The organism is Peribacillus frigoritolerans, assembly GCF_030676415.1.
Lineage (GTDB): Bacteria > Bacillota > Bacilli > Bacillales > DSM-1321 > Peribacillus > Peribacillus frigoritolerans_A.
Genome location: NZ_JAUUTW010000030.1, coordinates 14,315 through 37,931 on the forward strand (window position 1 = coordinate 14,315; position 23,617 = coordinate 37,931).

At 41.0% G+C, this 23,617-nt stretch carries 26 protein-coding genes and 1 other annotated feature; all 26 genes read left to right on the forward strand.

Annotation, left to right across the window (positions count from 1 at the left end):
• The 26 genes from Q8G36_RS22290 (at nucleotide 1) to rplV (ending at nucleotide 23,617) form a co-directional block, all read left to right on the forward strand.
• Nucleotides 1–423, forward strand: coding sequence for a Mini-ribonuclease 3 (locus Q8G36_RS22290; RefSeq protein WP_034305071.1), 423 nt, complete (start codon nucleotides 1–3; stop codon nucleotides 421–423).
• On the forward strand, nucleotides 420–1,163 hold the full coding sequence (rlmB, locus tag Q8G36_RS22295; RefSeq protein WP_063235788.1) for a 23S rRNA (guanosine(2251)-2'-O)-methyltransferase RlmB: 744 nt from the start codon (nucleotides 420–422) through the stop codon (nucleotides 1,161–1,163). Before Q8G36_RS22290 ends, rlmB begins: the two co-directional genes overlap by 4 nt.
• 4 nt (nucleotides 1,164–1,167) lie before the next feature.
• Nucleotides 1,168–1,677 carry an NYN domain-containing protein gene (locus tag Q8G36_RS22300; protein ID WP_305161980.1) on the forward strand — a complete coding sequence of 170 codons (510 nt, stop codon included), beginning with the start codon at nucleotides 1,168–1,170 and terminating at the stop codon, nucleotides 1,675–1,677.
• Between the two features lie 85 nt (nucleotides 1,678–1,762).
• Complete coding sequence (gene sigH / locus Q8G36_RS22305) at nucleotides 1,763–2,395, forward strand: RNA polymerase sporulation sigma factor SigH (protein ID WP_094246690.1); 633 nt, start codon at nucleotides 1,763–1,765, stop codon at nucleotides 2,393–2,395.
• A 200-nt stretch (nucleotides 2,396–2,595) separates the two neighbouring features.
• Nucleotides 2,596–2,745: a 50S ribosomal protein L33 gene (gene rpmG / locus Q8G36_RS22310; protein WP_251436461.1), complete on the forward strand. Its 150-nt coding sequence runs from the start codon at nucleotides 2,596–2,598 to the stop codon at nucleotides 2,743–2,745.
• A gap of 50 nt (nucleotides 2,746–2,795) precedes the next feature.
• Nucleotides 2,796–2,978: a preprotein translocase subunit SecE gene (gene secE, locus Q8G36_RS22315; protein WP_214751063.1), complete on the forward strand. Its 183-nt coding sequence runs from the start codon at nucleotides 2,796–2,798 to the stop codon at nucleotides 2,976–2,978.
• 257 nt (nucleotides 2,979–3,235) lie between these two features.
• Nucleotides 3,236–3,769: a transcription termination/antitermination protein NusG gene (gene nusG / locus Q8G36_RS22320; RefSeq protein WP_048677866.1), complete on the forward strand. Its 534-nt coding sequence runs from the start codon at nucleotides 3,236–3,238 to the stop codon at nucleotides 3,767–3,769.
• 174 nt (nucleotides 3,770–3,943) lie between these two features.
• The gene (rplK, locus tag Q8G36_RS22325) at nucleotides 3,944–4,369 is read left to right on the forward strand and encodes a 50S ribosomal protein L11 (RefSeq protein ID WP_034305057.1); all 426 of its coding nucleotides are present in this window, start codon (nucleotides 3,944–3,946) and stop codon (nucleotides 4,367–4,369) included.
• 104 nt (nucleotides 4,370–4,473) lie between these two features.
• A complete protein-coding gene (gene rplA, locus Q8G36_RS22330) occupies nucleotides 4,474–5,169 on the forward strand; it encodes a 50S ribosomal protein L1 (RefSeq protein WP_061440375.1) in 696 nt (231 codons plus the stop codon).
• Nucleotides 5,170–5,215: 46 nt separating this feature from the next.
• Nucleotides 5,216–5,366, forward strand: a sequence feature (ribosomal protein L10 leader region).
• Between the two features lie 39 nt (nucleotides 5,367–5,405).
• Complete coding sequence (gene rplJ, locus Q8G36_RS22335; protein WP_305161981.1) at nucleotides 5,406–5,906, forward strand: 50S ribosomal protein L10; 501 nt, start codon at nucleotides 5,406–5,408, stop codon at nucleotides 5,904–5,906.
• A gap of 63 nt (nucleotides 5,907–5,969) precedes the next feature.
• Nucleotides 5,970–6,329, forward strand: coding sequence for a 50S ribosomal protein L7/L12 (rplL, locus tag Q8G36_RS22340; protein WP_053349071.1), 360 nt, complete (start codon nucleotides 5,970–5,972; stop codon nucleotides 6,327–6,329).
• Nucleotides 6,330–6,524: 195 nt separating this feature from the next.
• A complete protein-coding gene (locus tag Q8G36_RS22345) occupies nucleotides 6,525–7,130 on the forward strand; it encodes a class I SAM-dependent methyltransferase (protein ID WP_251436487.1) in 606 nt (201 codons plus the stop codon).
• Between the two features lie 238 nt (nucleotides 7,131–7,368).
• On the forward strand, nucleotides 7,369–10,938 hold the full coding sequence (gene rpoB, locus Q8G36_RS22350) for a DNA-directed RNA polymerase subunit beta (RefSeq protein ID WP_305161982.1): 3,570 nt from the start codon (nucleotides 7,369–7,371) through the stop codon (nucleotides 10,936–10,938).
• Nucleotides 10,939–11,118: 180 nt separating this feature from the next.
• Nucleotides 11,119–14,718 (forward strand): DNA-directed RNA polymerase subunit beta', encoded by a 3,600-nt coding sequence (rpoC, locus tag Q8G36_RS22355; protein ID WP_305161983.1) that lies wholly within the window; start codon nucleotides 11,119–11,121, stop codon nucleotides 14,716–14,718.
• A 291-nt stretch (nucleotides 14,719–15,009) separates the two neighbouring features.
• Nucleotides 15,010–15,258, forward strand: coding sequence for a 50S ribosomal protein L7ae-like protein (locus Q8G36_RS22360; protein WP_034305040.1), 249 nt, complete (start codon nucleotides 15,010–15,012; stop codon nucleotides 15,256–15,258).
• 104 nt (nucleotides 15,259–15,362) lie between these two features.
• Entirely contained in the window at nucleotides 15,363–15,785 is a 423-nt protein-coding gene (gene rpsL, locus Q8G36_RS22365; RefSeq protein ID WP_034305038.1) for a 30S ribosomal protein S12, read from the forward strand.
• A 41-nt stretch (nucleotides 15,786–15,826) separates the two neighbouring features.
• Nucleotides 15,827–16,297, forward strand: a complete 471-nt coding sequence (gene rpsG / locus Q8G36_RS22370; RefSeq protein WP_048677878.1) for a 30S ribosomal protein S7 — start codon at nucleotides 15,827–15,829, stop codon at nucleotides 16,295–16,297.
• A 44-nt stretch (nucleotides 16,298–16,341) separates the two neighbouring features.
• On the forward strand, nucleotides 16,342–18,420 hold the full coding sequence (fusA, locus tag Q8G36_RS22375) for an elongation factor G (protein WP_061440380.1): 2,079 nt from the start codon (nucleotides 16,342–16,344) through the stop codon (nucleotides 18,418–18,420).
• A 120-nt stretch (nucleotides 18,421–18,540) separates the two neighbouring features.
• A complete protein-coding gene (gene tuf / locus Q8G36_RS22380; protein ID WP_251436454.1) occupies nucleotides 18,541–19,728 on the forward strand; it encodes an elongation factor Tu in 1,188 nt (395 codons plus the stop codon).
• A 422-nt stretch (nucleotides 19,729–20,150) separates the two neighbouring features.
• Nucleotides 20,151–20,459, forward strand: a complete 309-nt coding sequence (gene rpsJ / locus Q8G36_RS22385; protein ID WP_019244375.1) for a 30S ribosomal protein S10 — start codon at nucleotides 20,151–20,153, stop codon at nucleotides 20,457–20,459.
• 40 nt (nucleotides 20,460–20,499) lie between these two features.
• Complete coding sequence (gene rplC, locus Q8G36_RS22390; protein WP_034305028.1) at nucleotides 20,500–21,129, forward strand: 50S ribosomal protein L3; 630 nt, start codon at nucleotides 20,500–20,502, stop codon at nucleotides 21,127–21,129.
• Nucleotides 21,130–21,154: 25 nt separating this feature from the next.
• Nucleotides 21,155–21,778, forward strand: coding sequence for a 50S ribosomal protein L4 (rplD, locus tag Q8G36_RS22395; protein WP_034305025.1), 624 nt, complete (start codon nucleotides 21,155–21,157; stop codon nucleotides 21,776–21,778).
• Nucleotides 21,778–22,062, forward strand: coding sequence for a 50S ribosomal protein L23 (gene rplW, locus Q8G36_RS22400; protein WP_057915217.1), 285 nt, complete (start codon nucleotides 21,778–21,780; stop codon nucleotides 22,060–22,062). The genes rplD and rplW overlap by 1 nt, the downstream gene beginning before the upstream one ends.
• Nucleotides 22,063–22,088: 26 nt before the next feature.
• On the forward strand, nucleotides 22,089–22,919 hold the full coding sequence (gene rplB, locus Q8G36_RS22405; protein ID WP_034305021.1) for a 50S ribosomal protein L2: 831 nt from the start codon (nucleotides 22,089–22,091) through the stop codon (nucleotides 22,917–22,919).
• 60 nt (nucleotides 22,920–22,979) lie between these two features.
• Complete coding sequence (rpsS, locus tag Q8G36_RS22410) at nucleotides 22,980–23,258, forward strand: 30S ribosomal protein S19 (protein WP_034305018.1); 279 nt, start codon at nucleotides 22,980–22,982, stop codon at nucleotides 23,256–23,258.
• 17 nt (nucleotides 23,259–23,275) lie between these two features.
• Entirely contained in the window at nucleotides 23,276–23,617 is a 342-nt protein-coding gene (gene rplV, locus Q8G36_RS22415; RefSeq protein ID WP_034305017.1) for a 50S ribosomal protein L22, read from the forward strand.

Below are 23,617 nucleotides of genomic sequence, written 5' to 3' on the forward strand. Positions count from 1 at the left end.
ATGCTTCATTACGATAGTAAGGTAGATGCAAAAATGCTGAACAGTCTTGCTTTAGCATATATAGGTGATGCTGTATACGAAACGTATATACGGCATCACCTCATTCAAAAAGGAGCGGTCAAGCCCAATCTACTTCACAAAAAAGCTACATCTTTTGTAGCGGCTAAAGCGCAAAATAAAATCATCCACTTTTTCCTGGAGTCAGATTGGTTATCGGAAGAGGAATCCGCTGTCGTTCGGCGCGGCCGAAATGCAAAATCCGGTACGGTACCGAAGAATACAGATGTGCAAACGTATCGCTACAGTACAGCCTTTGAAGCACTTATGGGGTTTTTGTATTTATCCGGTCGAATAGAAAGAATGGAAGAACTCATCAAAAAATCCATTGAATACATTGAAGAAGAAAAGGGGAGTAACCCATGAGCGAAGAATATATCATTGGCAGAAACCCCGTATTGGAAGCACTTCGCTCCGAACGGGATATTAATAAAATTTGGATAGCCGAGGGCTCGCAAAAAGGCTCGATGCAACCACTCATCGGTCTGGCGAAGGAAAAGAAGGTATTCGTGCAAATCGTACCGAAGAAAAAAATTGACCAAATGGCAGAAGGCATCCATCAAGGCGTTATCGCACAAGTGGCTGCATATGAATATGTAGAGTTGGATGACTTATTCGCAAAAGCGGCTGAACGGGACGAAGCACCTTTTTTCATGATCCTTGATGAAGTTGAAGATCCGCATAATTTAGGTTCGATCATGAGGACGGCTGATGCAGTCGGGGCCCATGGAATCATCATTCCAAAAAGAAGAGCTGTAGGCTTGACGGCAACAGTGGCAAAAGCTTCGACGGGTGCAATAGAATATATTCCTGTAGCCCGTGTTACAAATTTGGCAAGAGCAGTGGAAGAGTTGAAAGAGCGAGGGGTATGGATAGTCGGTACCGATGCGAAAGGCAGCGATGATTACCGTAACATGGATGGAAAGATGCCAATCGGACTTGTTATCGGCAGCGAAGGAAAAGGCATGGCCCGGTTAATGAAGGATAAATGTGATTTTCTCATCCGTCTCCCTATGGCAGGACAAGTAACTTCGTTAAATGCATCGGTAGCAGCCGGTTTATTGATGTATGAGGTTTATAGAAAAAGAAATCCTCTAGGGCAATGATGGAATGAATATTCTGTTGGTGGACGGTTATAACATTATTGGAGCTTGGCCGGAACTGAGAGAATTAAAAGAGCGGGATCTTGCTGCTGCAAGAGATCGGTTGATAGAAATGATGGCGGAATATCAAGCATTTACCGGATACCGTGTAATTGTCGTATTTGACGCTCAATATGTTCAGGGAATTGCCCGCATATTCAAAAATCACAAAGTTGACGTAATTTTTACAAAAGAAAATGAAACTGCGGATGAAAGAATAGAAAAGATGGCCATTGAGCTGAATAATGTCAAAACGCAAATTCAAGTGGCAACCTCTGACTTCACGGAACAGTGGGTGATCTTTGGCCAAGGGGCTCTAAGGAAATCCGCTCGTGAACTGCTTATTGAAGTGGAGGAAATTCAAGGCGAAATCAAGAAAGATTTAAGAAAAACAACGACGATAAGACCCGTGGCTAAAATTCCTTTAAGTGAAGAAGTGGCAGAAATTTTCGAAAAATGGCGCCGGGGTAAAATTTGAACCATTGACGGGTAAAATTTACCTGCTGTATAATATTTCTATCTGAGTCAGGTCAGGGGGATATAATGTGGGTCTCAAATTCGGAATGAAGCTGAACGAAAAGTATCTGCAGTTTGAGGATGATGAATTGATAGGGTTGGTGCACACTGGAGACAGTGAAGCGCTGGATTATTTGATCCAAAAGTACCGTAATTTTGTAAGAGCGAAGGCAAGGACTTATTTCTTGATTGGTGCCGATAAGGAAGACATCGTGCAAGAAGGTATGATTGGTTTATATAAAGCCGTCCGTGATTTTAAAGGGGATAAGTTATCTTCTTTTAAAGCATTTGCAGAACTATGCATTACGAGGCAGATCATTACAGCTATCAAAACAGCAACACGTCAAAAACATATTCCGCTCAATTCCTATGTTTCCCTGGACAAGCCCATTTATGATGAGGAATCGGACCGAACTCTAATGGATATTATATCGGGTACGAAAGTTTTGGACCCGGAAGAACTGATCATCAACCAAGAAGAGTTTGACGATATCGAATTAAAGATGGCCGAGCTCCTGAGTGATCTTGAGAGAAAAGTGTTAGCTCTTTACCTGGATGGACAAACCTACCAAGAAATTTCGGAAGAGTTGAACCGGCATGTTAAGTCAATCGACAACGCCCTTCAGCGGGTGAAAAGAAAGCTCGAGCGCTATCTGGAAGTAAGGGAAATCAGTTTATAATCCCTCCGCTTTTTCCGCTTAATTTCATCTGTCCATTCTCCACATGGAAGTTTATTATTCACTAAGGTTTTTAATGGATTTAAGTAATCCGATGTTTTGATTTCCGGTGTCCATAATGGGTGAAACCCGCTTTGATATTGACAATAAAAAACACCCGTGATAAGGTTTTATGGATATAGTAGATAGGATAGGTGTATCTAATGCGAAAAAAAATAGTTCTTGCCTGCACTGATTGCAGTTCAAGAAATTATAGTTATGAGAGCAAACAATCGACAAGCGGCGAACGACTGGAAATCAAGAAATTTTGCAGTACGTGCAACTCACACTCGATTCATAAAGAAACGAAATAACCTTTTTATAAATAGATTGACAGAAGCTTCTAATGCTTGGAGGTACATTCATGAAACGTTTTACCGAATTTTTCAGCGGAGTCGCTCGCGAAATGCAAAAGGTAAGCTGGCCGAAACGCAAGGAGCTTACCAAATATACAATTGTGGTAGTAACGACTGTATTGTTTATGGCTTTATTCTTTACAGTGGTCGATTTGGGCATTTCCGAATTAATTCGCTTAGTTATTGAATAAGAGATTCGAAAATAAGGTATAATAGTGATAGAATAATATGTGTCAGCAGAAAAGCCCGGAAACGGGTTTTTTAATTTGTCTTTTTTAATAAGTGAAGAAGTTCAAAAACGAGCACTGCTGTAATATGAATCATCACAATATTTTCTAGTTAAGTTCGGGATGACGCCTTTTGGTTTTTTGGCTAAAACGTTCAAAGATAAAGATTAATAAAGAAAATGATTGATTGCAGGGAGGGAAGGACGTTAAAGTCCTAACACATGGAAAAGAATTGGTATGTAGTTCACACCTATTCAGGTTATGAGAACAAGGTTAAGGCTAACTTGGAAAAACGTGTTGAAACTATGGGGATGGAAGACAAGATCTTTCGCGTTGTAGTTCCAGAAGAAGAAGAAACAGAAGTGAAAGACGGCAAAAAGAAAGTGACCAAAAAGAAAGTATTTCCAGGGTATGTATTGGTTGAAATCATCATGACGGATGATTCATGGTATGTTGTTCGGAATACGCCTGGCGTAACAGGTTTCGTAGGTTCATCTGGAGCTGGGTCAAAACCGACTGCATTGCTTCCGGAAGAAATTGAAGTCGTCCTTAAACGAATGGGCGTGGATGAAAGCAAAATCGAAGTTGATTTTGAAATCGGTGATACGGTTCAGGTTAAAGAAGGACCATTTGCAACTTTTGCAGGGCCAATTGAAGAACTTGATAAAGACAAAGGAAAAGTAAGGGTCCTAGTCAATATGTTCGGTCGTGATACACCGGTTGAACTTGATTTTAATCAAGTGGAAAAATTATAAACGGAAAAAAACTTGAAATTGCCTTTTGAAAGTGGTAAAATTTCAAAGGTCAGTATGTTTCAATTTTTAGGCCTCAACGATACAAGCATTCTTTATTAATATATAAAGAATTCAAGATGAGTGGGAGGGTATTACCCTATTACCACATCACGGACTTATAAGGAGGTGTGTCTCGTGGCTAAAAAAGTAATTAAAATGGTTAAATTGCAAATTCCTGCTGGTAAAGCGAATCCTGCACCGCCAGTCGGTCCTGCATTAGGTCAAGCTGGTGTAAACATCATGGGATTCTGTAAGGAGTTCAACGCTCGTACAGCAGATCAAGCTGGTCTAATTATTCCTGTTGAAATCACGGTATTTGAAGACCGTTCATTTACATTCATTACAAAAACTCCACCGGCTGCAGTATTGCTTAAGAAAGTAGCTGGTATCGAGTCTGGTTCTGGTGAACCTAACCGTAATAAAGTTGCTACAGTCAAGCGTGATCAAGTGCGCGAGATTGCTGAAACTAAAATGCCTGACCTAAACGCTGCAAGCGTTGAAGCTGCAATGCGTATGGTTGAAGGTACTGCTCGCAGCATGGGTATTGTCATCGAAGACTAATCCATGTAATTGCTATTTGTTTCTACGGGGTTGCGATTGATACTCGCAACCTTTATTCGTGGGAGGTCATTCCGTTAAAACCACAATTTAGGAGGATTTATATCATGGCGAAAAAAGGTAAAAAGTATCTTGAAGCAGCTAAGCTTGTAGAAGTTTCTAAGGCTTATGCTGTAACTGAAGCAATCGAAGTTGCTAAAAAAGCAAACTTCGCAAAATTCGATGCGACTGTTGAAGTGGCTTTCCGTTTAGGCGTAGACCCTAAGAAAGCTGACCAACAAATTCGTGGAGCTGTTGTTCTGCCGAATGGTACTGGTAAAACTCAACGCGTATTAGTGTTCGCTAAAGGCGAAAAAGCAAAAGAAGCGGAAGCTGCTGGTGCTGACTACGTTGGCGAATCTGACTTCATCAACAAAATCCAACAAGGATGGTTCGAATTCGATGTAATCGTTGCGACTCCAGACATGATGGGTGAAGTTGGTAAACTTGGCCGTGTATTAGGACCTAAAGGATTAATGCCTAACCCTAAAACTGGCACAGTAACATTCGACGTAACAAAAGCTGTTAATGAAATCAAAGCTGGTAAAGTTGAATACCGCGTAGATAAAGCTGGAAACATCCATGCTCCAATCGGTAAAGTATCTTTCGAGGATGCTAAACTAGTGGAAAACTTCACTACTATCTATGATACATTAATGAAAGTTAAACCTGCGGCTGCTAAAGGAACTTACATGAAAAACGTTTCTGTAACAACTACAATGGGCCCTGGCGTGAAAGTTGATCCTTCTACTTTCAATAAATAATTGACATTCCAAAACTATTATTGTTATAATAAGTTTTGTTGTGAATAAATGAATATCATTTGTACCGTAGACAGTAGGTGCTCGTTACGAGCTTAATTCCCTGCCGAGGTAATTCGATAATAATAGTCTCTGACTATGACTTTTGAAATTACTGCCTTCATGTCTGCAATAGAGATGAAGGCTTTTTCTTTGAAACGGTATAAATGTTTTCAAGCAAATCTACAGGAGGTGTAAGGATGAACGCAATTATTGAACAAAAGCAAAAAATCGTTGCTGAGATTACTGATAAATTAACTGCAAGCCAATCAACAGTAGTTGTTGACTACCGTGGATTGACTGTTGCTGAAGTAACAGAACTTCGTAAGCAACTTCGTGAAGCTGGCGTTGAGTTTAAAGTTTACAAAAACTCTATGACTCGCCGTGCTGCGGAAAGTGCTGAACTTAGCGCTTTGAACGAATCATTAACAGGACCAAACGCAATTGCATTCTCAACTGAAGATGTTATTGCGCCAGCAAAAATCCTTAACGATTTTGCGAAAAAACATGAAGCTTTAGAAATCAAAGCTGGAGTTATCGAAGGAAATGTTGCAACTGCTGAAGAAATTAAAGCTCTTGCAGAACTACCTTCACGCGAAGGCCTACTTTCAATGTTACTCAGCGTGCTACAAGCACCTATGCGCGGACTTGCTCTTGCTACAAAAGCAGTTGCAGAGCAAAAAGAAGAACAAGGCGCGTAAGCTAACCGCTTATTTAGCCTATTGATTCAAAAAAAAACCAACCATTTCGAGGAGGAAATAAAAATGACTAAAGATCAAATCTTAGAAGCAGTTAAAAACATGACTGTTTTAGAATTAAACGACCTTGTAAAAGCAATCGAAGAAGAATTTGGCGTAACTGCTGCTGCACCTGTAGCTGTAGCTGCTGCTGGTGGCGCTGCTGCTGAAGAGCAAACTGAGTTTGATGTAATCCTTACATCTGCTGGAGATCAAAAAATCAAAGTTATCAAAGCTGTACGTGAAGTAACAGGTCTTGGACTTAAAGAAGCAAAAGAACTTGTTGACAACACTCCAAAAGCAATCAAAGAAGGCGCTTCTAAAGAAGAAGCTGAAGAAGTTAAAGCTAAACTTGAAGAAGTTGGAGCTGGCGTTGAAGTTAAGTAATCTTGCATAAACAAAAAGCTCGCTATCACTGGCGGGCTTTTTTTCATCATTTTTAAAGAAATGATGAAAACTGGCCGTTAATGATTTAATAACGAGGATTTCGTTATTCGGACATTCCGGCGTGCAAGCATCCATTCTTCAATTCTCTTCTCTCATTAAATCTTCAATATTCCTTTCTGATAGGGGGAGATGACTCTGACAGAGCATTACTACTCACATAAACCGGATGTCGTAAGTAATCCGAAATTTTGGGATTTCACATTAAAGGGACGTGCCTTTCGCTTCAAAAGTGATAATGGTGTTTTTTCGAAAAAGGAAGTTGATTTCGGATCGCGTCTTTTGGTTGAGAGTTTTAACCTTAATGAAGCTGTGGAAGGAGATATTCTCGATGTTGGTTGCGGTTATGGACCAATCGGAATATCGATTGCGGCAGCTTATCCCGATAGAGCGATAGAAATGATTGATATAAATAGCCGGGCAGTTGAATTGTCAAAAGAGAATGCCGCTTCCAATGGGATTGCAAATGTGAAGATTTACGAAAGTGATCGTTTTGACAAAGTTGGCTCCAATCAATTCGCGGCGATTCTTACGAACCCTCCCATTCGCGCAGGTAAAAGTGTAGTCCACGAAATTTTAGAAGAAAGCTATCGCAGTTTGGTAGCTGGTGGAGAATTATGGGTTGTCATTCAAAAAAAACAAGGGGCTCCATCCGCAATGGATAAAATGGAGCAATTATTTGGAAATATTGAAGTGCCCGTTAAGAAAAAAGGTTACTATATACTATTAGCCAAAAAGGTTTGACTCAAAATTTTCGCTATGTTAGTATTATAAAATGCATATATATAATTCCGTAACTATGCAATTTTTATACCATTGGTGTATAACCAATGGATAATATGGGAAAAATATATAAATAATAGTTCGTTTTATGAGAAATAGTGGTTTTTAAAATAAAAACCATTTTCTTTTTGTCTATGGAAATGATTCCTTTTCCGAGGCAAATGGATCCTTATAACGCTTGATTTAAGGGGTGAATCAGTTGACAGGTCAACTTGTTCAGTATGGACGACACCGCCAACGTAGAAGTTATGCAAGAATTAGTGAGGTTTTGGATCTTCCGAACCTGATTGAAATTCAAACAGCTTCTTATCAATGGTTTCTAGATGTAGGTTTAAAAGAAATGTTCCAGGATATTTCTCCTATTGAGGATTTTACAGGTAATTTATCGTTAGAATTCATCGATTACAGCTTAGCTGAGCCGAAGTATTCTGTGGAAGAAACAAAAGAACGCGATGTTACGTATTCTGCACCACTTCGTGTGAAAGTGCGCCTTGTTAACAAAGAAACAGGGGAAGTGAAAGACCAGGATGTATTTATGGGCGACTTCCCGCTGATGACTGAAACAGGTACATTTGTCATCAATGGTGCTGAACGGGTAATTGTATCCCAATTAGTGCGCTCACCGAGTGTTTACTACAATGGGAAAATGGATAAAAACGGTAAGCTTGGATTCTCTGCGACCGTTATTCCTAACCGTGGCGCATGGCTCGAATATGAAACAGACGCCAAGGATGTTGTGTATGTTAGAATCGATCGCACCAGGAAATTACCGATTACGGTATTGATGCGTGCCCTTGGATTCGGAACAGATCAAGAAATCATCGATTTAATCGGAGACAACGAATATCTTCGCAACACTCTTGAAAAGGATAACACCGAGAGTGTAGAAAAAGCATTACTAGAAATCTATGAGCGTCTACGCCCAGGTGAACCGCCTACTGTCGAAAACGCCAAAAGTCTTTTAGTATCCCGCTTTTTTGATCCGAAACGTTATGATTTAGCTAATGTAGGCCGTTATAAAATAAACAAAAAACTGCATATTAAGAACCGTTTATTCGGACAACGTATTGCAGAGACTTTGATTGATCCTGAAACAGGTGAAATCATCGTTGAAAAAGGTACAATGCTTGATCGCCGGACTCTTGATAGGATTCTGCCTCATATCGAAGGTGGAATCGGATTCAAAACATTCCATCCATCAGGTGGTGTAGTAGAGGAAGAAACTCTTCTTCAACCTATCAAAGTGTTTGCACCAAACGATGCTGAAGGCGAAAAAGTGATCAATATCATCGGTAATGCCTATGTGACCGACCAGGTCAAAAACATTACACCGGCTGATATCATTTCTTCCATCAGTTATTTCTTTAACTTATTGCATGGTGTGGGAATCACGGATGACATTGACCATTTAGGTAACCGTCGTCTGCGTTCCGTTGGTGAATTGCTGCAAAACCAGTTTAGAATTGGTTTATCCCGTATGGAACGTGTCGTTCGTGAAAGAATGTCCATTCAGGATACGAATACAATCACTCCACAGCAACTAATCAACATTCGCCCAGTCATTGCATCCATTAAAGAGTTCTTTGGAAGCTCACAGCTTTCCCAATTCATGGATCAAACGAACCCGTTGGCTGAATTGACGCATAAACGTCGTCTATCTGCATTGGGACCTGGTGGTCTGACACGTGAGCGTGCTGGATTTGAAGTACGTGACGTTCATTATTCCCACTATGGCCGCATGTGTCCGATTGAAACGCCTGAGGGACCGAATATTGGTTTGATTAACTCGTTATCCAGTTTTGCAAAGGTTAACCCATATGGCTTCATTGAAACACCATACCGCCGTGTGGACCCTGAAACAGGTAAAATTACAAGCCAAATCGATTACTTAACAGCTGATGAGGAAGATAATTATGTAGTTGCCCAAGCGAATGTACGCCTGTCAGATGACGGCTCATTCCTTGATAATGATGTTGTTGCACGTTTCCGCGGTGAAAATACCGTTGTTCCGCGTGACCGCGTCGATTACATGGATGTATCTCCTAAACAGGTTGTATCTGCTGCGACAGCATGTATTCCTTTCTTGGAAAATGATGACTCCAACCGTGCCCTTATGGGAGCGAACATGCAACGTCAAGCAGTTCCTTTGCTGCAACCGGAAGCCCCTCGAGTCGGAACGGGTATGGAGTATGTTTCAGCGAAAGACTCCGGTGCTGCTGTAATCTGTAAACACCCTGGTATCGTAGAGCACGTGGAATCACGTGAAGTATGGGTACGTAGGGTAAGTGAGGTTGACGGACAGCAAGTAAAAGGAAACATTGATAAATACCGTCTATTAAAATTCATTCGTTCTAACCAAGGAACGTGCTATAATCAACGCCCTATCGTAAGTGTTGGCGACAACGTTGTAAAAGGTGAAATTCTTGCTGATGGTCCTTCAATGGAAAAAGGTGAGTTGGCACTTGGACGTAACGTATTGGTTGCCTTCATGACATGGGATGGATATAACTATGAAGATGCCATCATCATGAGTGAACGATTGGTTAAAGATGATGTGTACACTTCCATTCATATTGAAGAATATGAATCTGAATCACGCGATACAAAATTAGGGCCTGAAGAAATCACCCGTGATATCCCTAACGTAGGGGAAGATGCGCTTCGTAACCTTGATGAGCGCGGAATTATCCGTGTGGGTGCTGAAGTGAAAGACGGAGACCTTCTCGTTGGTAAAGTCACGCCTAAAGGTGTAACGGAACTGACTGCTGAGGAACGTCTATTACATGCAATCTTCGGTGAAAAAGCACGTGAAGTAAGGGATACATCACTTCGTGTACCTCACGGCGGCGGAGGAATCGTTCTTGATGTTAAAGTGTTTAACAGAGAAGACGGCGATGAACTGCCTCCTGGTGTAAACCAACTCGCACGTGTATATATCGTTCAAAAACGTAAAATCCATGAAGGCGATAAAATGGCTGGACGACATGGTAACAAAGGGGTAATCTCCAGGATTCTTCCTGAAGAAGATATGCCTTATTTACCAGATGGCACTCCAGTCGACATCATGTTAAACCCATTGGGTGTACCTTCACGTATGAACATCGGTCAGGTGTTGGAGCTTCACTTAGGTATGGCTGCACGCGCACTTGGCATTCATGTAGCATCTCCTGTATTCGATGGTGCCACTGAGGAAGACGTTTGGGGTACGATTGAAGAAGCCGGGATGTCCCGTGATGCAAAAACTGTCCTTTATGATGGCCGTTCAGGTGAAGCATTCGATAACCGTGTATCAGTTGGTGTCATGTATATGATCAAACTGGCACATATGGTCGATGATAAACTTCATGCACGTTCAACTGGACCTTACTCCCTTGTTACGCAGCAACCACTTGGTGGTAAAGCGCAATTTGGTGGACAGCGTTTCGGTGAGATGGAAGTATGGGCACTTGAAGCTTATGGTGCTGCTTATACATTACAAGAAATCCTAACCGTTAAATCAGATGATGTCGTAGGTCGTGTTAAAACGTACGAAGCTATTGTCAAAGGTGAAAATGTCCCTGAACCAGGCGTTCCTGAGTCCTTCAAAGTATTGATTAAGGAGCTTCAAAGTTTAGGATTGGATGTTAAAATCCTCAATGCCGAAGATCGTGAAATCGAAATGCGTGATTTGGAAGATGAAGATGAAGCCAACCAAGCAGACAAATTAAGCCTTGATTCAGAAACTAAAGATATGGTTGCTTCCGAAGTAGGGGCACCTGTCAAAGAATAAAATTATAAACATATCTAGTTATTTATTACCCGCTCTGACTGGCAGCAAGATGTTCCTTTGAAGATCATGCTGCCTTGTTAGAGCCTTATTGATTCAATCAACCATCATCCGGTGTAAGATTGCCTGATATTTGACGGCAATCAAGGGTTAAACCTGGAGATTAAAAGGGAGGTAGGCCCCTTGTTAGACGTTAATAATTTTGAGTATATGAAAATTGGTCTTGCTTCACCAGACAAGATTCGTTCTTGGTCCCATGGAGAAGTTAAAAAACCAGAAACAATCAACTATCGTACGTTAAAGCCAGAAAAAGACGGTTTATTCTGTGAGAGAATTTTTGGACCTCAAAAGGACTGGGAATGTCATTGCGGAAAATATAAACGTGTTCGTTATAAAGGCGTAGTCTGTGACCGTTGTGGTGTTGAAGTCACTCGTGCTAAGGTGCGTCGTGAGCGTATGGGTCATATTGAGCTGGCAGCTCCAGTTTCACACATATGGTACTTTAAAGGGATCCCAAGCCGTATGGGACTTGTACTTGACATGTCTCCACGGGCATTGGAAGAAGTTATTTACTTTGCATCTTACGTCGTAACTGAAACGGGCGATACAACTTTAGAAAAGAAACAGCTTCTTTCTGAAAAGGAATATCGTACATACCGTGAAAAATACGGTAAGAAGTTCCAAGCTGCCATGGGTGCGGAAGCTATTAAAAAACTTTTACAAGATATTGATACGGAAAAGGAAGTAGAGTCGTTGAAAGAGGAGCTTAAAACAGCTCAAGGACAACGCAGAACCCGTGCAATCAAACGCTTGGAAGTGCTTGAAGCATTCCGTAACTCCGGAAATGAGCCTTCATGGATGATTCTTGACGTGCTTCCGGTCATTCCACCGGAACTTCGTCCTATGGTTCAACTTGATGGAGGGCGTTTTGCCACATCTGATCTAAATGATTTATATCGCCGTGTTATCAACCGAAATAATCGGTTGAAAAGATTACTGGATCTTGGAGCACCAAGCATTATCGTTCAAAACGAGAAGCGTATGCTGCAAGAAGCCGTCGATGCTCTTATCGATAATGGCCGTCGCGGCCGTCCGGTAACTGGACCTGGTAACCGTCCGTTAAAATCTTTATCTCACATGTTAAAAGGTAAACAAGGACGTTTCCGTCAAAACCTTCTTGGTAAACGTGTTGATTATTCTGGCCGTTCCGTTATCGTAGTCGGACCAAACTTAAAGATGTACCAATGTGGTCTTCCGAAAGAAATGGCGATTGAATTATTCAAACCATTCGTTATGAAGGAGCTTGTTCAAAGAGGTCTAGCGCATAACATCAAATCAGCTAAGCGTAAAATTGAACGTTTATCTCCTGAAATATGGGATGTACTAGAAGAAGTTATTAGAGAACACCCAGTACTATTGAACCGTGCACCGACACTTCATAGACTTGGTATCCAAGCATTTGAACCAACGTTGGTTGAAGGTCGCGCAATTCGTTTGCATCCGCTCGTATGTACAGCTTACAACGCTGACTTTGACGGTGACCAAATGGCGGTCCACGTTCCTCTATCTTCTGAAGCCCAAGCCGAAGCACGTATGCTTATGCTTGCAGCACAGAACATTTTGAACCCTAAAGATGGTAAACCTGTCGTTACACCTTCACAAGATATGGTATTAGGTAACTATTACTTAACATTGGAAAGAGAAGGCGCTATCGGTGAAGGTATGATCTTTAAAGATACAAGTGAAGCATTACTTGCATACCAAAACGGATATGTACACTTGCATTCCCGTTGTGCTGTGCATGCATCGTCACTAAATAATGAAACATTCACTGAAGAACAAAACGGTCAACTTTTAATTACCACAGTCGGTAAATTGATCTTCAATGAAATTTTACCAAAATCATTCCCGTATATTAACGAACCAACACGATATAATTTGGAAACGAAAACTCCAGAGAAATATTTTGTGGAAAAAGGCGCTAATATCCCTGAATTGATTAAGGCTCAACCTGCTATTGATCCTTTCAAGAAACAAATTCTTGGAAATATCATTGCGGAAGTCTTTAAACGTTTTAAAATTACCGAAACATCCAAAATGCTTGACCGGATGAAAGATCTTGGATTCAAATATTCGACAAAAGCTGGTATTACCGTTGGTGTGGCTGATATTGTCGTTTTAAAAGAAAAACAAGAAATCATTACTGAAGCTCAAACCAAAGTGGATAACGTCTTGAAACAATTCAGACGCGGTCTAATTACTGAGGATGAGCGTTATGATCGCGTCATTTCAATTTGGAGTGCGGCCAAGGATACCATTCAGTCCAAACTTATGGACTCATTGGACCGACGCAACCCAATCTTCATGATGAGTGACTCCGGTGCCCGTGGTAATGCTTCCAACTTTACGCAGCTTGCGGGTATGCGTGGTTTGATGGCCAACCCGGCTGGACGTATCATTGAATTACCGATCAAATCAAGTTTCCGTGAAGGTTTAACAGTGTTGGAGTACTTCATCTCTACACATGGTGCGCGTAAAGGTCTTGCCGATACAGCACTTAAAACAGCCGATTCCGGTTACCTTACCCGTCGACTTGTTGACGTTGCCCAAGATGTTATCATCCGTGATGACGATTGTGGAACCGACCGCGGCTTGAAAATTTCAGCCTTGAGAGAGGGCACTGAAATAATTGAGCATCTTGAAGAGCGCCTGGTTGGCCGTTATGCAAGAAAAGCGATCAAACATCCAGAAACAAATGAAGTAATCGTGGCTGAAAATGATCTTATTACTGAAGATCTTGCTAATTATATTGAATCACTTGGAATTGAAACAGCATGGATCCGTTCTGCCTTTACATGTAACACCAGCCATGGTGTATGTAAAAAATGTTATGGACGCAACCTGGCTACAGGTCAAGAAGTTGAAGTGGGCGAAGCAGTCGGTATCATTGCCGCTCAATCAATCGGAGAACCTGGTACACAGTTGACGATGCGTACATTCCATACAGGTGGGGTTGCTGGGGACGATATCACTCAAGGTCTTCCTCGTATCCAAGAAATATTTGAAGCGAGAAATCCTAAAGGTCAAGCTGTCATTTCCGAAATCGAAGGAACAGTTGTTTCGATTAATGAAATTCGGGATAAACAACAGGAAATCGTTGTTCAAGGTGCAGTTGAATCACGCACATATACTGCGCCATACACTGCCCGTTTAAGAGTAACTGTTGATACTCCTGTCCGTCGTGGTGAAGAGTTAACAGAGGGTTCCATCGATCCGAAAGAATTGCTGAAGGTTACAGACGTGCTTACTGTTCAGGAATACCTGCTTCATGAAGTTCAAAAAGTATACCGGATGCAAGGTGTTGAGATCGGTGATAAACATATCGAGGTAATGGTTAGACAAATGATGCGTAAAGTCCGTGTGCTTGATGCAGGCGAAACTGAAGTGCTTCCAGGAACATTATTGGATGTTAATCAGTTCACTACTGCAAACACAGATGCATTGCTGACTAACAAATTACCAGCTACAGGCCGCCCTGTACTGCTAGGTATCACAAAAGCATCACTTGAAACGGATTCCTTCTTGTCCGCCGCGTCATTCCAAGAAACAACCAGAGTCTTGACTGATGCAGCAATAAAAGGAAAACGTGATGAATTGCTTGGACTTAAAGAAAATGTCATCATCGGTAAACTTGTCCCTGCAGGAACGGGAATGCTTAGATACAGAAAAGCAAACCCTGTCGTTGTTGGTGACGAAAGTGCCGATACTGTAACAGTGGATTAAAGGAAAAAGGACCAGCTCAATAATTTAAACTGAAAACCGCACTCCTGTATGTTGGGAACTGAAGGATCAGGATTTATTGAGCTGGTCTCTCTTATTACTCATGGCTGACTGAAAAGCCGTATGAGGATTTGATATATTCCTTTTAGGCAAATTGATTATCTTAATAGAATTATGTAAGGAAAACCTTTTGCTGAAATTATTTTCTTGAAAGAAGTTGACAGTATCCGACTATTAATGATACTATAGCAAAGGTGCTCCTATGTTACCCTGTAACTTTGGAGGATATGGACCATGTCTTATGAAAAAGTAATACAGGCAAAGTCAGTGATTATAGGGACGAAACAAGCAGTTAGAGCTCTTAAAAACAATTTAATTCAAGAAGTTATCATCGCTGATGATGCAGATATATACTTGACTGGGCGTGTCGTTGAGACCGCCAAAGAATTGGATGTTCCTATCACATATGTTGATTCGATGAGAATGCTAGGCAAAGCATGTGGTATTGATGTCGGAGCAGCAACTGTTGCCATTAAAAAGTAAAGATGTTTTTGCAATTATATTTGCAAAGACTTTGTTTTTACCCATTTATGAACCACCTGGATGTGTGGTACTAGAAATGAAAACGTGAAGGGAGGAAAAATGTAATGCCTACTATTAATCAATTAGTGCGTAAAGGACGCGAGTCTAAAGAGGTTAATTCAAAATCTCCAGCACTTAACAAAGGCTACAACAGCTTTAAAAAAGCACAAACTAACGTATCATCTCCGCAAAAACGTGGTGTTTGCACTCGTGTGGGTACTATGACACCGAAAAAACCAAACTCCGCGTTACGTAAATATGCGCGTGTACGTTTAACAAACGGTATCGAGGTAACAGCTTATATCCCAGGTATCGGTCACAACCTACAAGAACACAGCGTGGTTCTTATCCGTGGCGGTCGTGTAAAAGATTTACCAGGGGTACGTTACCATATCGTACGTGGTGCTCTTGATACTGCTGGAGTTAACAATCGTATGCAAGGCCGTTCTAAATACGGTACTAAGCGTCCGAAAGCAGCTAAAAAATAATCTTAAACAAAAATTGAACTTTCTTGAAAGGAGGAAATATAATGCCTCGTAAAGGACCTGTAACGAAAAGAGACGTATTACCAGATCCAATTTATAATTCAAAACTTGTGACTCGCTTAATCAACAAATTAATGGTTGATGGACAAAGAGGTAAATCACAAAAAATTCTTTACTCTGCATTTGATTTAATCAAAGAACGTACTGGCAATGAGCCAATCGAAGTTTTCGATCAAGCACTTAAAAACATCATGCCTGTATTAGAAGTAAAAGCACGCCGTGTGGGTGGAGCTAACTACCAAGTACCAGTTGAGGTGCGTCCAGACCGTAAATCGACTCTAGGACTTCGTTGGTTAGTAAACTACTCTCGCCTTCGTGGAGAAAAAACGATGGAAGAGCGTTTAGCTTATGAAATCATGGATGCTGCTAACAATACTGGAGCAGCAGTTAAGAAACGTGAAGATACACACAAAATGGCTGAAGCTAACAAAGCTTTCGCTCACTATCGCTGGTAAGATTAATCACTATAAAATCCTTATAGAAGGAAGGAGAAAGACAAATGGCAAGAGAGTTCTCCTTAGCAAATACTCGTAATATCGGTATCATGGCTCACATCGATGCTGGTAAAACGACAACAACAGAACGTGTTCTATATTACACTGGTAAAATCCACAAAATTGGTGAAACGCACGAAGGTGCTTCACAAATGGACTGGATGGAACAGGAACAAGAACGCGGAATCACGATCACTTCCGCTGCAACAACTGCACAGTGGAAAGGTCACCGTGTAAACATCATCGATACACCGGGACACGTAGACTTCACAGTTGAAGTAGAACGTTCTTTGCGCGTACTTGATGGAGCTGTAGCAGTACTTGATGCCCAATCAGGTGTTGAGCCTCAAACTGAAACAGTTTGGCGCCAAGCTACAACTTATGGTGTACCACGTGTCGTATTCGTAAATAAAATGGACAAAATCGGTGCGGATTTCCTATATTCAGTTGGAACAATCCACGATCGTCTACAAGCTAATGCTCACCCGGTTCAGTTACCAATCGGTGCTGAAGATCAATTCTCTGCAATCATCGACCTTATTGAAATGAAAGCTCATTTCTATGCCAATGATCTAGGAACTGATATCACTGTTGGTGAAATTCCTGAAGAACATCGGGAATTAGCTGAAGAATACCGTGAAAAGTTAATTGAAGCAGTAGCAGAAGTTAATGAAGACTTAATGGAAAAATACCTTGGCGGCGAAGAAATCAGCATTGCTGAATTGAAAGCAGCTATTCGTACAGCAACTGTTAACGTTGAATTCTTCCCAGTTATCTGTGGATCAGCTTTCAAAAACAAAGGTGTTCAATTAATGCTTGATAACGTTATCGACTTCCTTCCATCTCCATTAGACGTGCCGGCTATTAAAGGTACTCTACCGGATACAGAAGATGAAGTGGAACGCCATTCAGATGATTCTGAACCGTTCTCCGCTTTAGCGTTTAAAGTTATGACTGACCCTTACGTTGGTAAACTTACATTCTTCCGTGTGTACTCAGGTACATTAGAATCAGGATCTTATGTAATCAACTCAACAAAAGGTAAACGTGAACGTATTGGACGTATCCTTCAAATGCATGCAAACAGCCGTGAAGAAATCTCAACTGTATACGCAGGGGATATCGCTGCTGCTGTTGGTTTGAAAGATACTACAACTGGTGATACTCTATGTGACGACAAGAACCAAGTAATTCTTGAATCCATGGTATTCCCAGAGCCAGTTATCTCACTGTCAGTTGAACCGAAATCCAAAGCAGACCAAGACAAAATGGGTCAAGCTTTACAAAAGCTACAAGATGAAGATCCAACATTCCGTGCGCATACTGACCAAGAAACTGGTCAAACGATTATCGCTGGTATGGGTGAACTTCACTTGGACATCCTTGTTGACCGTATGCGTCGCGAATTTAAAGTGGAAGCTAACGTTGGTGCTCCTCAAGTAGCATACCGTGAAACTTTCCGTGGTTCAGCTAAAGTTGAAGGTAAATTCGTTCGCCAATCAGGTGGTCGTGGACAATTCGGACACGTATGGATTGAATTTGGTCCAAACGAAGAAGGTAAAGGATTCGAATTTGAAAATGCTATTGTCGGTGGTGTAGTACCACGTGAATACATCCCTGCTGTACAAGCTGGATTAGTTGATTCACTTGACCGTGGTGTACTTGCTGGTTACCCGCTAGTCGACATCAAAGCAAAATTATTTGACGGATCTTACCATGACGTTGACTCCAACGAAATGGCATTTAAAATTGCTGCATCTATGGCACTTAAAAATGCAGCTTCTAAATGTAAGCCTGTCATCCTTGAACCAATCATGAAAGTGGAAGTAGTTATTCCAGAAGATTACCTAGGCGACATCATGGGGGATATCACATCTCGTCGTGGTCGTGTAGAAGGTATGGAAGCTCGCGGTAACACACAAATGGTTAAAGCGATGGTTCCACTATCCGAAATGTTCGGATATGCTACATCTTTACGTTCTAACACTCAAGGGCGCGGAACATTCTCTATGCACTTCGATCATTATGAAGAAGTACCTAAGAGCATTTCTGAAGAAATCATCAAAAAAAATAAAGGTGAATAATTGATTTTCATCTCTTATTAAAGTATAACTATCTTATGTAAGCTGTGATGGAAGAATTAGTCTTCTTTCACAGCCCTATATACTTAATCTTTTATTTATAATTTTAAGGAGGAATTCCTAATGGGAAAAGCTAAATTTGATCGTTCAAAACCGCACGTTAACGTTGGAACAATTGGTCACGTTGACCATGGTAAAACAACTCTAACAGCTGCAATCACAACTGTACTTGCTAAATCTGGTGGCGCAGAAGCTCGCGCTTATGACCAAATCGATGGTGCTCCAGAAGAAAGAGAACGTGGTATCACAATCTCTACTGCACACGTTGAGTATGAAACAGCTACTCGTCACTATGCACACGTTGACTGCCCAGGACATGCTGACTATGTTAAAAACATGATCACAGGTGCTGCACAAATGGACGGCGGTATCCTAGTAGTATCTGCTGCTGATGGCCCAATGCCACAAACTCGTGAGCACATCCTTCTTTCACGTCAAGTAGGTGTACCATTCCTTGTAGTATTCATGAACAAATGCGACATGGTTGATGACGAAGAACTTCTTGAATTAGTAGAAATGGAAATCCGTGATCTTCTATCTGAATACGATTTCCCTGGCGATGACATTCCAGTTATCAAAGGATCTGCACTAAGAGCTCTTGAAGGAGACGCTGCTTGGGAAGAAAAAATTCATGAATTAATGGCAGCTGTTGACGAATATATCCCAGAACCAACTCGTGACACTGAAAAACCATTCATGATGCCAGTTGAGGATGTATTCTCAATTACTGGTCGTGGAACAGTTGCAACGGGTCGTGTTGAGCGTGGACAAGTTAAAGTCGGTGACGTTGTTGACATCATCGGTTTCAACGAAGAGTCTAAACCAACAACAGTAACTGGTGTTGAAATGTTCCGTAAACTTCTTGACTATGCTGAAGCTGGTGACAACATTGGTGCACTACTTCGTGGTGTATCCCGTGAAGATATCCAACGTGGACAAGTACTTGCTAAACCAGGTACAATCACTCCACACACAAAGTTCAAAGCTGAAGTTTATGTTCTTTCTAAAGAAGAAGGTGGACGTCACACTCCATTCTTTACAAACTACCGTCCTCAGTTCTACTTCCGTACAACTGACGTAACTGGTATTTGTAACCTTCCTGAAGGCGTAGAAATGGTTATGCCGGGAGACAACATCGAAATGACTGTAGAACTTATCGCTCCAATCGCTATCGAAGAAGGTACTAAATTCTCTATCCGTGAGGGTGGACGTACTGTAGGCGCTGGCGTAGTTGCTACAATCACAGAGTAATTGATTCATAAAACAATATTGGAAGGGACGCCTTCCGGGAGAAGCAGATGGGACGCCATCTGCTTCTTTTCTATTTTCTAAAGGTTATTTATTTTCTTCTTCTATAATATCGATAAAAAAATTTGTGAATTTATTAAGTTTCATGAAGATTTTCGAATTGAAGAAAATGGATATGAAAGACCATGTAGAATGTACTTGTAAATACTTGTGATAGTATGTATAATAATAAAAGTGTGTTGCACAAGAAAAATCTAAGTTTAACTTGCATTCTACTTGTGTTTTATGTATAATAGACAATGTTGGTCTTTGACTGCGATGATATGGAAGGTTGCTGACACACCCGGCCGCTTTGCCATGGCGAGTGTGTGGGAAATTTCCATTGAGAAGGTCTATTTTAAAATAGGCGAAAAGGAGGGAAAATTATGGCAAAACAAAAAATTCGTATCCGTTTAAAAGCATATGATCACAGAATTCTTGATCAATCTGCTGAGAAAATTGTTGAAACTGCAAAACGTTCTGGTGCGGCTGTATCTGGTCCAATTCCATTACCTACTGAAAGATCGGTATATACGATCCTACGTGCGGTTCATAAATACAAAGATTCTCGTGAACAATTCGAAATGCGTACGCATAAACGTCTAATCGACATCGTTAATCCAACTCCACAAACAGTTGATTCATTGATGCGTTTAGATTTACCATCAGGCGTTGACATTGAAATCAAATTATAATTCATATAAATATGAACAATTACTCTAGGAGGTGTGACTTATGACCAAAGGAATCTTAGGAAGAAAAATCGGTATGACTCAAGTTTTTGCTGAAAACGGTGAACTTATTCCGGTAACAGTTATCGAAGCTGCTAATAACGTGGTTCTTCAAAAGAAAACTGTTGAAACTGATGGCTATGAAGCAGTTCAAGTTGGTTTTGAAAACAAACGTGAAAAGCTTTCTAACAAACCTGAAAAGGGCCATGTTGAAAAAGCAAATACTACTCCTAAGCGCTTCATTCGCGAATTCCGCGGAACGGATCTTACTGAATATGAGATCGGTCAAGAAGTCAATGTTAGTATTTTCGCTGAAGGCGATTTAGTAGATGTATCAGGAATTTCAAAAGGTAAAGGTTTCCAAGGCTCTATCAAGCGTCATGGACAATCTCGCGGACCTATGTCTCATGGTTCTCGTTACCACCGTCGCCCAGGTTCAATGGGTCCTGTAGCTCCAAACCGCGTATTCAAAGGTAAACTATTACCAGGACGTATGGGTGGAGAACAAATTACTGTTCAAAACTTAGCTATCGTTAAAGTTGATGTTGAACGCAACCTACTATTGATCAAAGGTAATGTACCTGGTGCTAGAAAAGCATTGATCAAAGTTAAAACTGCTGTTAAAGCAAAGTAATTTCTGAGAAAGGAGGAGCAATAGAATGCCAAAAGTTACATTGTTCAACCAAACAGGTTCACAAGTTGGCGACATCGAACTAAATGAATCCATCTTTGGTATCGAACCTAATAATCATGTATTATTTGAAGCAATCATTATGCAACGAGCTTCCTTACGTCAAGGAACTCATAAAGTTAAAAACCGTTCTGAAGTTGCAGGCGGTGGACGTAAACCTTGGAAACAAAAAGGAACTGGACGTGCGCGTCAAGGTTCTATCCGTTCTCCACAATGGCGTGGCGGTGGCGTTGTTTTTGGACCTACTCCAAGATCTTACGCTTACAAGCTACCTAAAAAGGTACGTCGTTTAGCTATTAAATCTGCATTGTCTGCAAAGGCATTGGAAGAGAATATTTTGGTACTTGAAAGTTTGTCTTTCGAAGCTCCAAAAACAAAAGAGTTTGTAGCGGTACTTAAAAACCTTTCTGTTGATACTAAAACGTTAGTCGTTACTGACGGTTTAGATGAGAAAGTTGCTCTTTCTGCACGTAACATCCCTGGTGTTACTGTAGTTGAAGCTGACGGTCTTAACGTTCTTGATGTTGTTTCACACAACAAATTGATCTTGACTAAATCAGCTGTCGAAAAAGTAGAGGAGGTGCTTGCATAATGGATGCACGCGATATCATTAAGCGCCCCGTAATCACTGAACGCTCTTCAGACGTAATGGCTGAAAAGAAATATACTTTTGAAGTTGATGTTAGAGCTAATAAAACTCAAGTTAAAGATGCTGTTCAAGAAATTTTCGGCGTTAAAGTTGAGAAAGTAAACATCATGAACTACAAAGGTAAATTCAAACGCATGGGCAAACATGCAGGCTATACTAACAAGCGCCGTAAAGCTATTGTTAAATTAACTGCTGACAGCAAAGAAATCGAGCTATTCGAAGCTTAATTCATTAGAGAAGGAGGGAAATACAAATGGCGATTAAGAAGTATAAACCTACCTCTAACGGTCGACGTAATATGACAACTTCGGATTTTGCTGAGATCACTACAGACAAACCGGAAAAATCATTACTTGCTCCTTTACACAGCAAAGGCGGCCGTAATAACCAAGGTAAGTTAACAGTTCGTCATCAAGGTGGCGGCCACAAGCGTCAATACCGTATCATCGATTTCAAACGGAATAAAGATGGTATACCAGGACGCGTTGCTACTATTGAGTACGATCCAAATCGTTCTGCAAACATTGCATTAATTAATTACGTTGATGGAGAAAAACGTTATATCCTAGCTCCGAAAAACCTAGAAGTAGGTTTGGAAGTTATGTCAGGTCCAGAAGCTGACATCAAAGTGGGTAACGCACTACCTCTTATTAACATCCCAGTTGGTACAGTAATTCACAACATCGAACTTAAACCAGGAAAAGGTGGACAATTAGTCCGTTCAGCAGGAACATCTGCTCAAGTACTTGGTAAAGAAGGTCGTTATGTACTTGTACGATTAAACTCAGGTGAGGTTCGTATGATTCTTGCTACTTGCCGTGCTTCAATCGGTCAAGTTGGTAATGAACAACATGAACTTATCAACATTGGTAAAGCTGGCCGTAACCGTTGGTTAGGTAAACGCCCAACAGTTCGTGGATCTGTAATGAACCCGAATGATCACCCACACGGTGGTGGTGAAGGTAAAGCACCAATCGGACGTAAATCACCAATGTCTCCATGGGGTAAACCTACTCTTGGATTCAAAACTCGTAAGAAGAAAAATAAATCCGATAAATTTATCGTACGTCGTCGTAAAAAATAACGGGATTGAGCTACGGTTCATATATAGAACCGTAGAACAGTCACGAAGGGAGGTACTCGCATGGGTCGTAGCTTAAAAAAAGGGCCTTTTGTTGATGATCATTTATTGGTAAAAGTTGAAAAATTAAATGAAGCAGACAAGAAACAGGTAGTAAAAACTTGGTCTCGTCGCTCAACAATCTTCCCGCAATTCATCGGACACACAATCGCCGTTTATGACGGTCGTAAGCATGTGCCGGTTTATGTTACAGAAGATATGGTAGGTCACAAACTAGGCGAATTCGCGCCTACACGCACTTATAAAGGTCACGCAAGTGATGACAAGAAAACAAGACGTTAATGAGAGGAGGGCATCTCATGCAAGCTAAAGCTGTCGCTAAAACAGTTCGTATTGCTCCTCGTAAAGTGCGTTTAGTCGCAGATTTAATTCGAGGAAAACAAGTAGGTGAAGCAGTAGCGATTCTTCGCTTAACACCAAAATCTGCTTCTCCAGTCGTAGAAAAAATTCTGAAATCTGCTATTGCAAATGCAGAACACAACTACGAAATGGATATTAATAACCTAGTCGTTTCAGAAGCATACGTTAACGAAGGACCAACATTAAAACGTTTCCGTCCTCGCGCTCAAGGTCGTGCGAGTGCAATAAACAAACGTACTAGTCATATTACAATCGTTGTATCAGAAAAGAAGGAGGGGTAA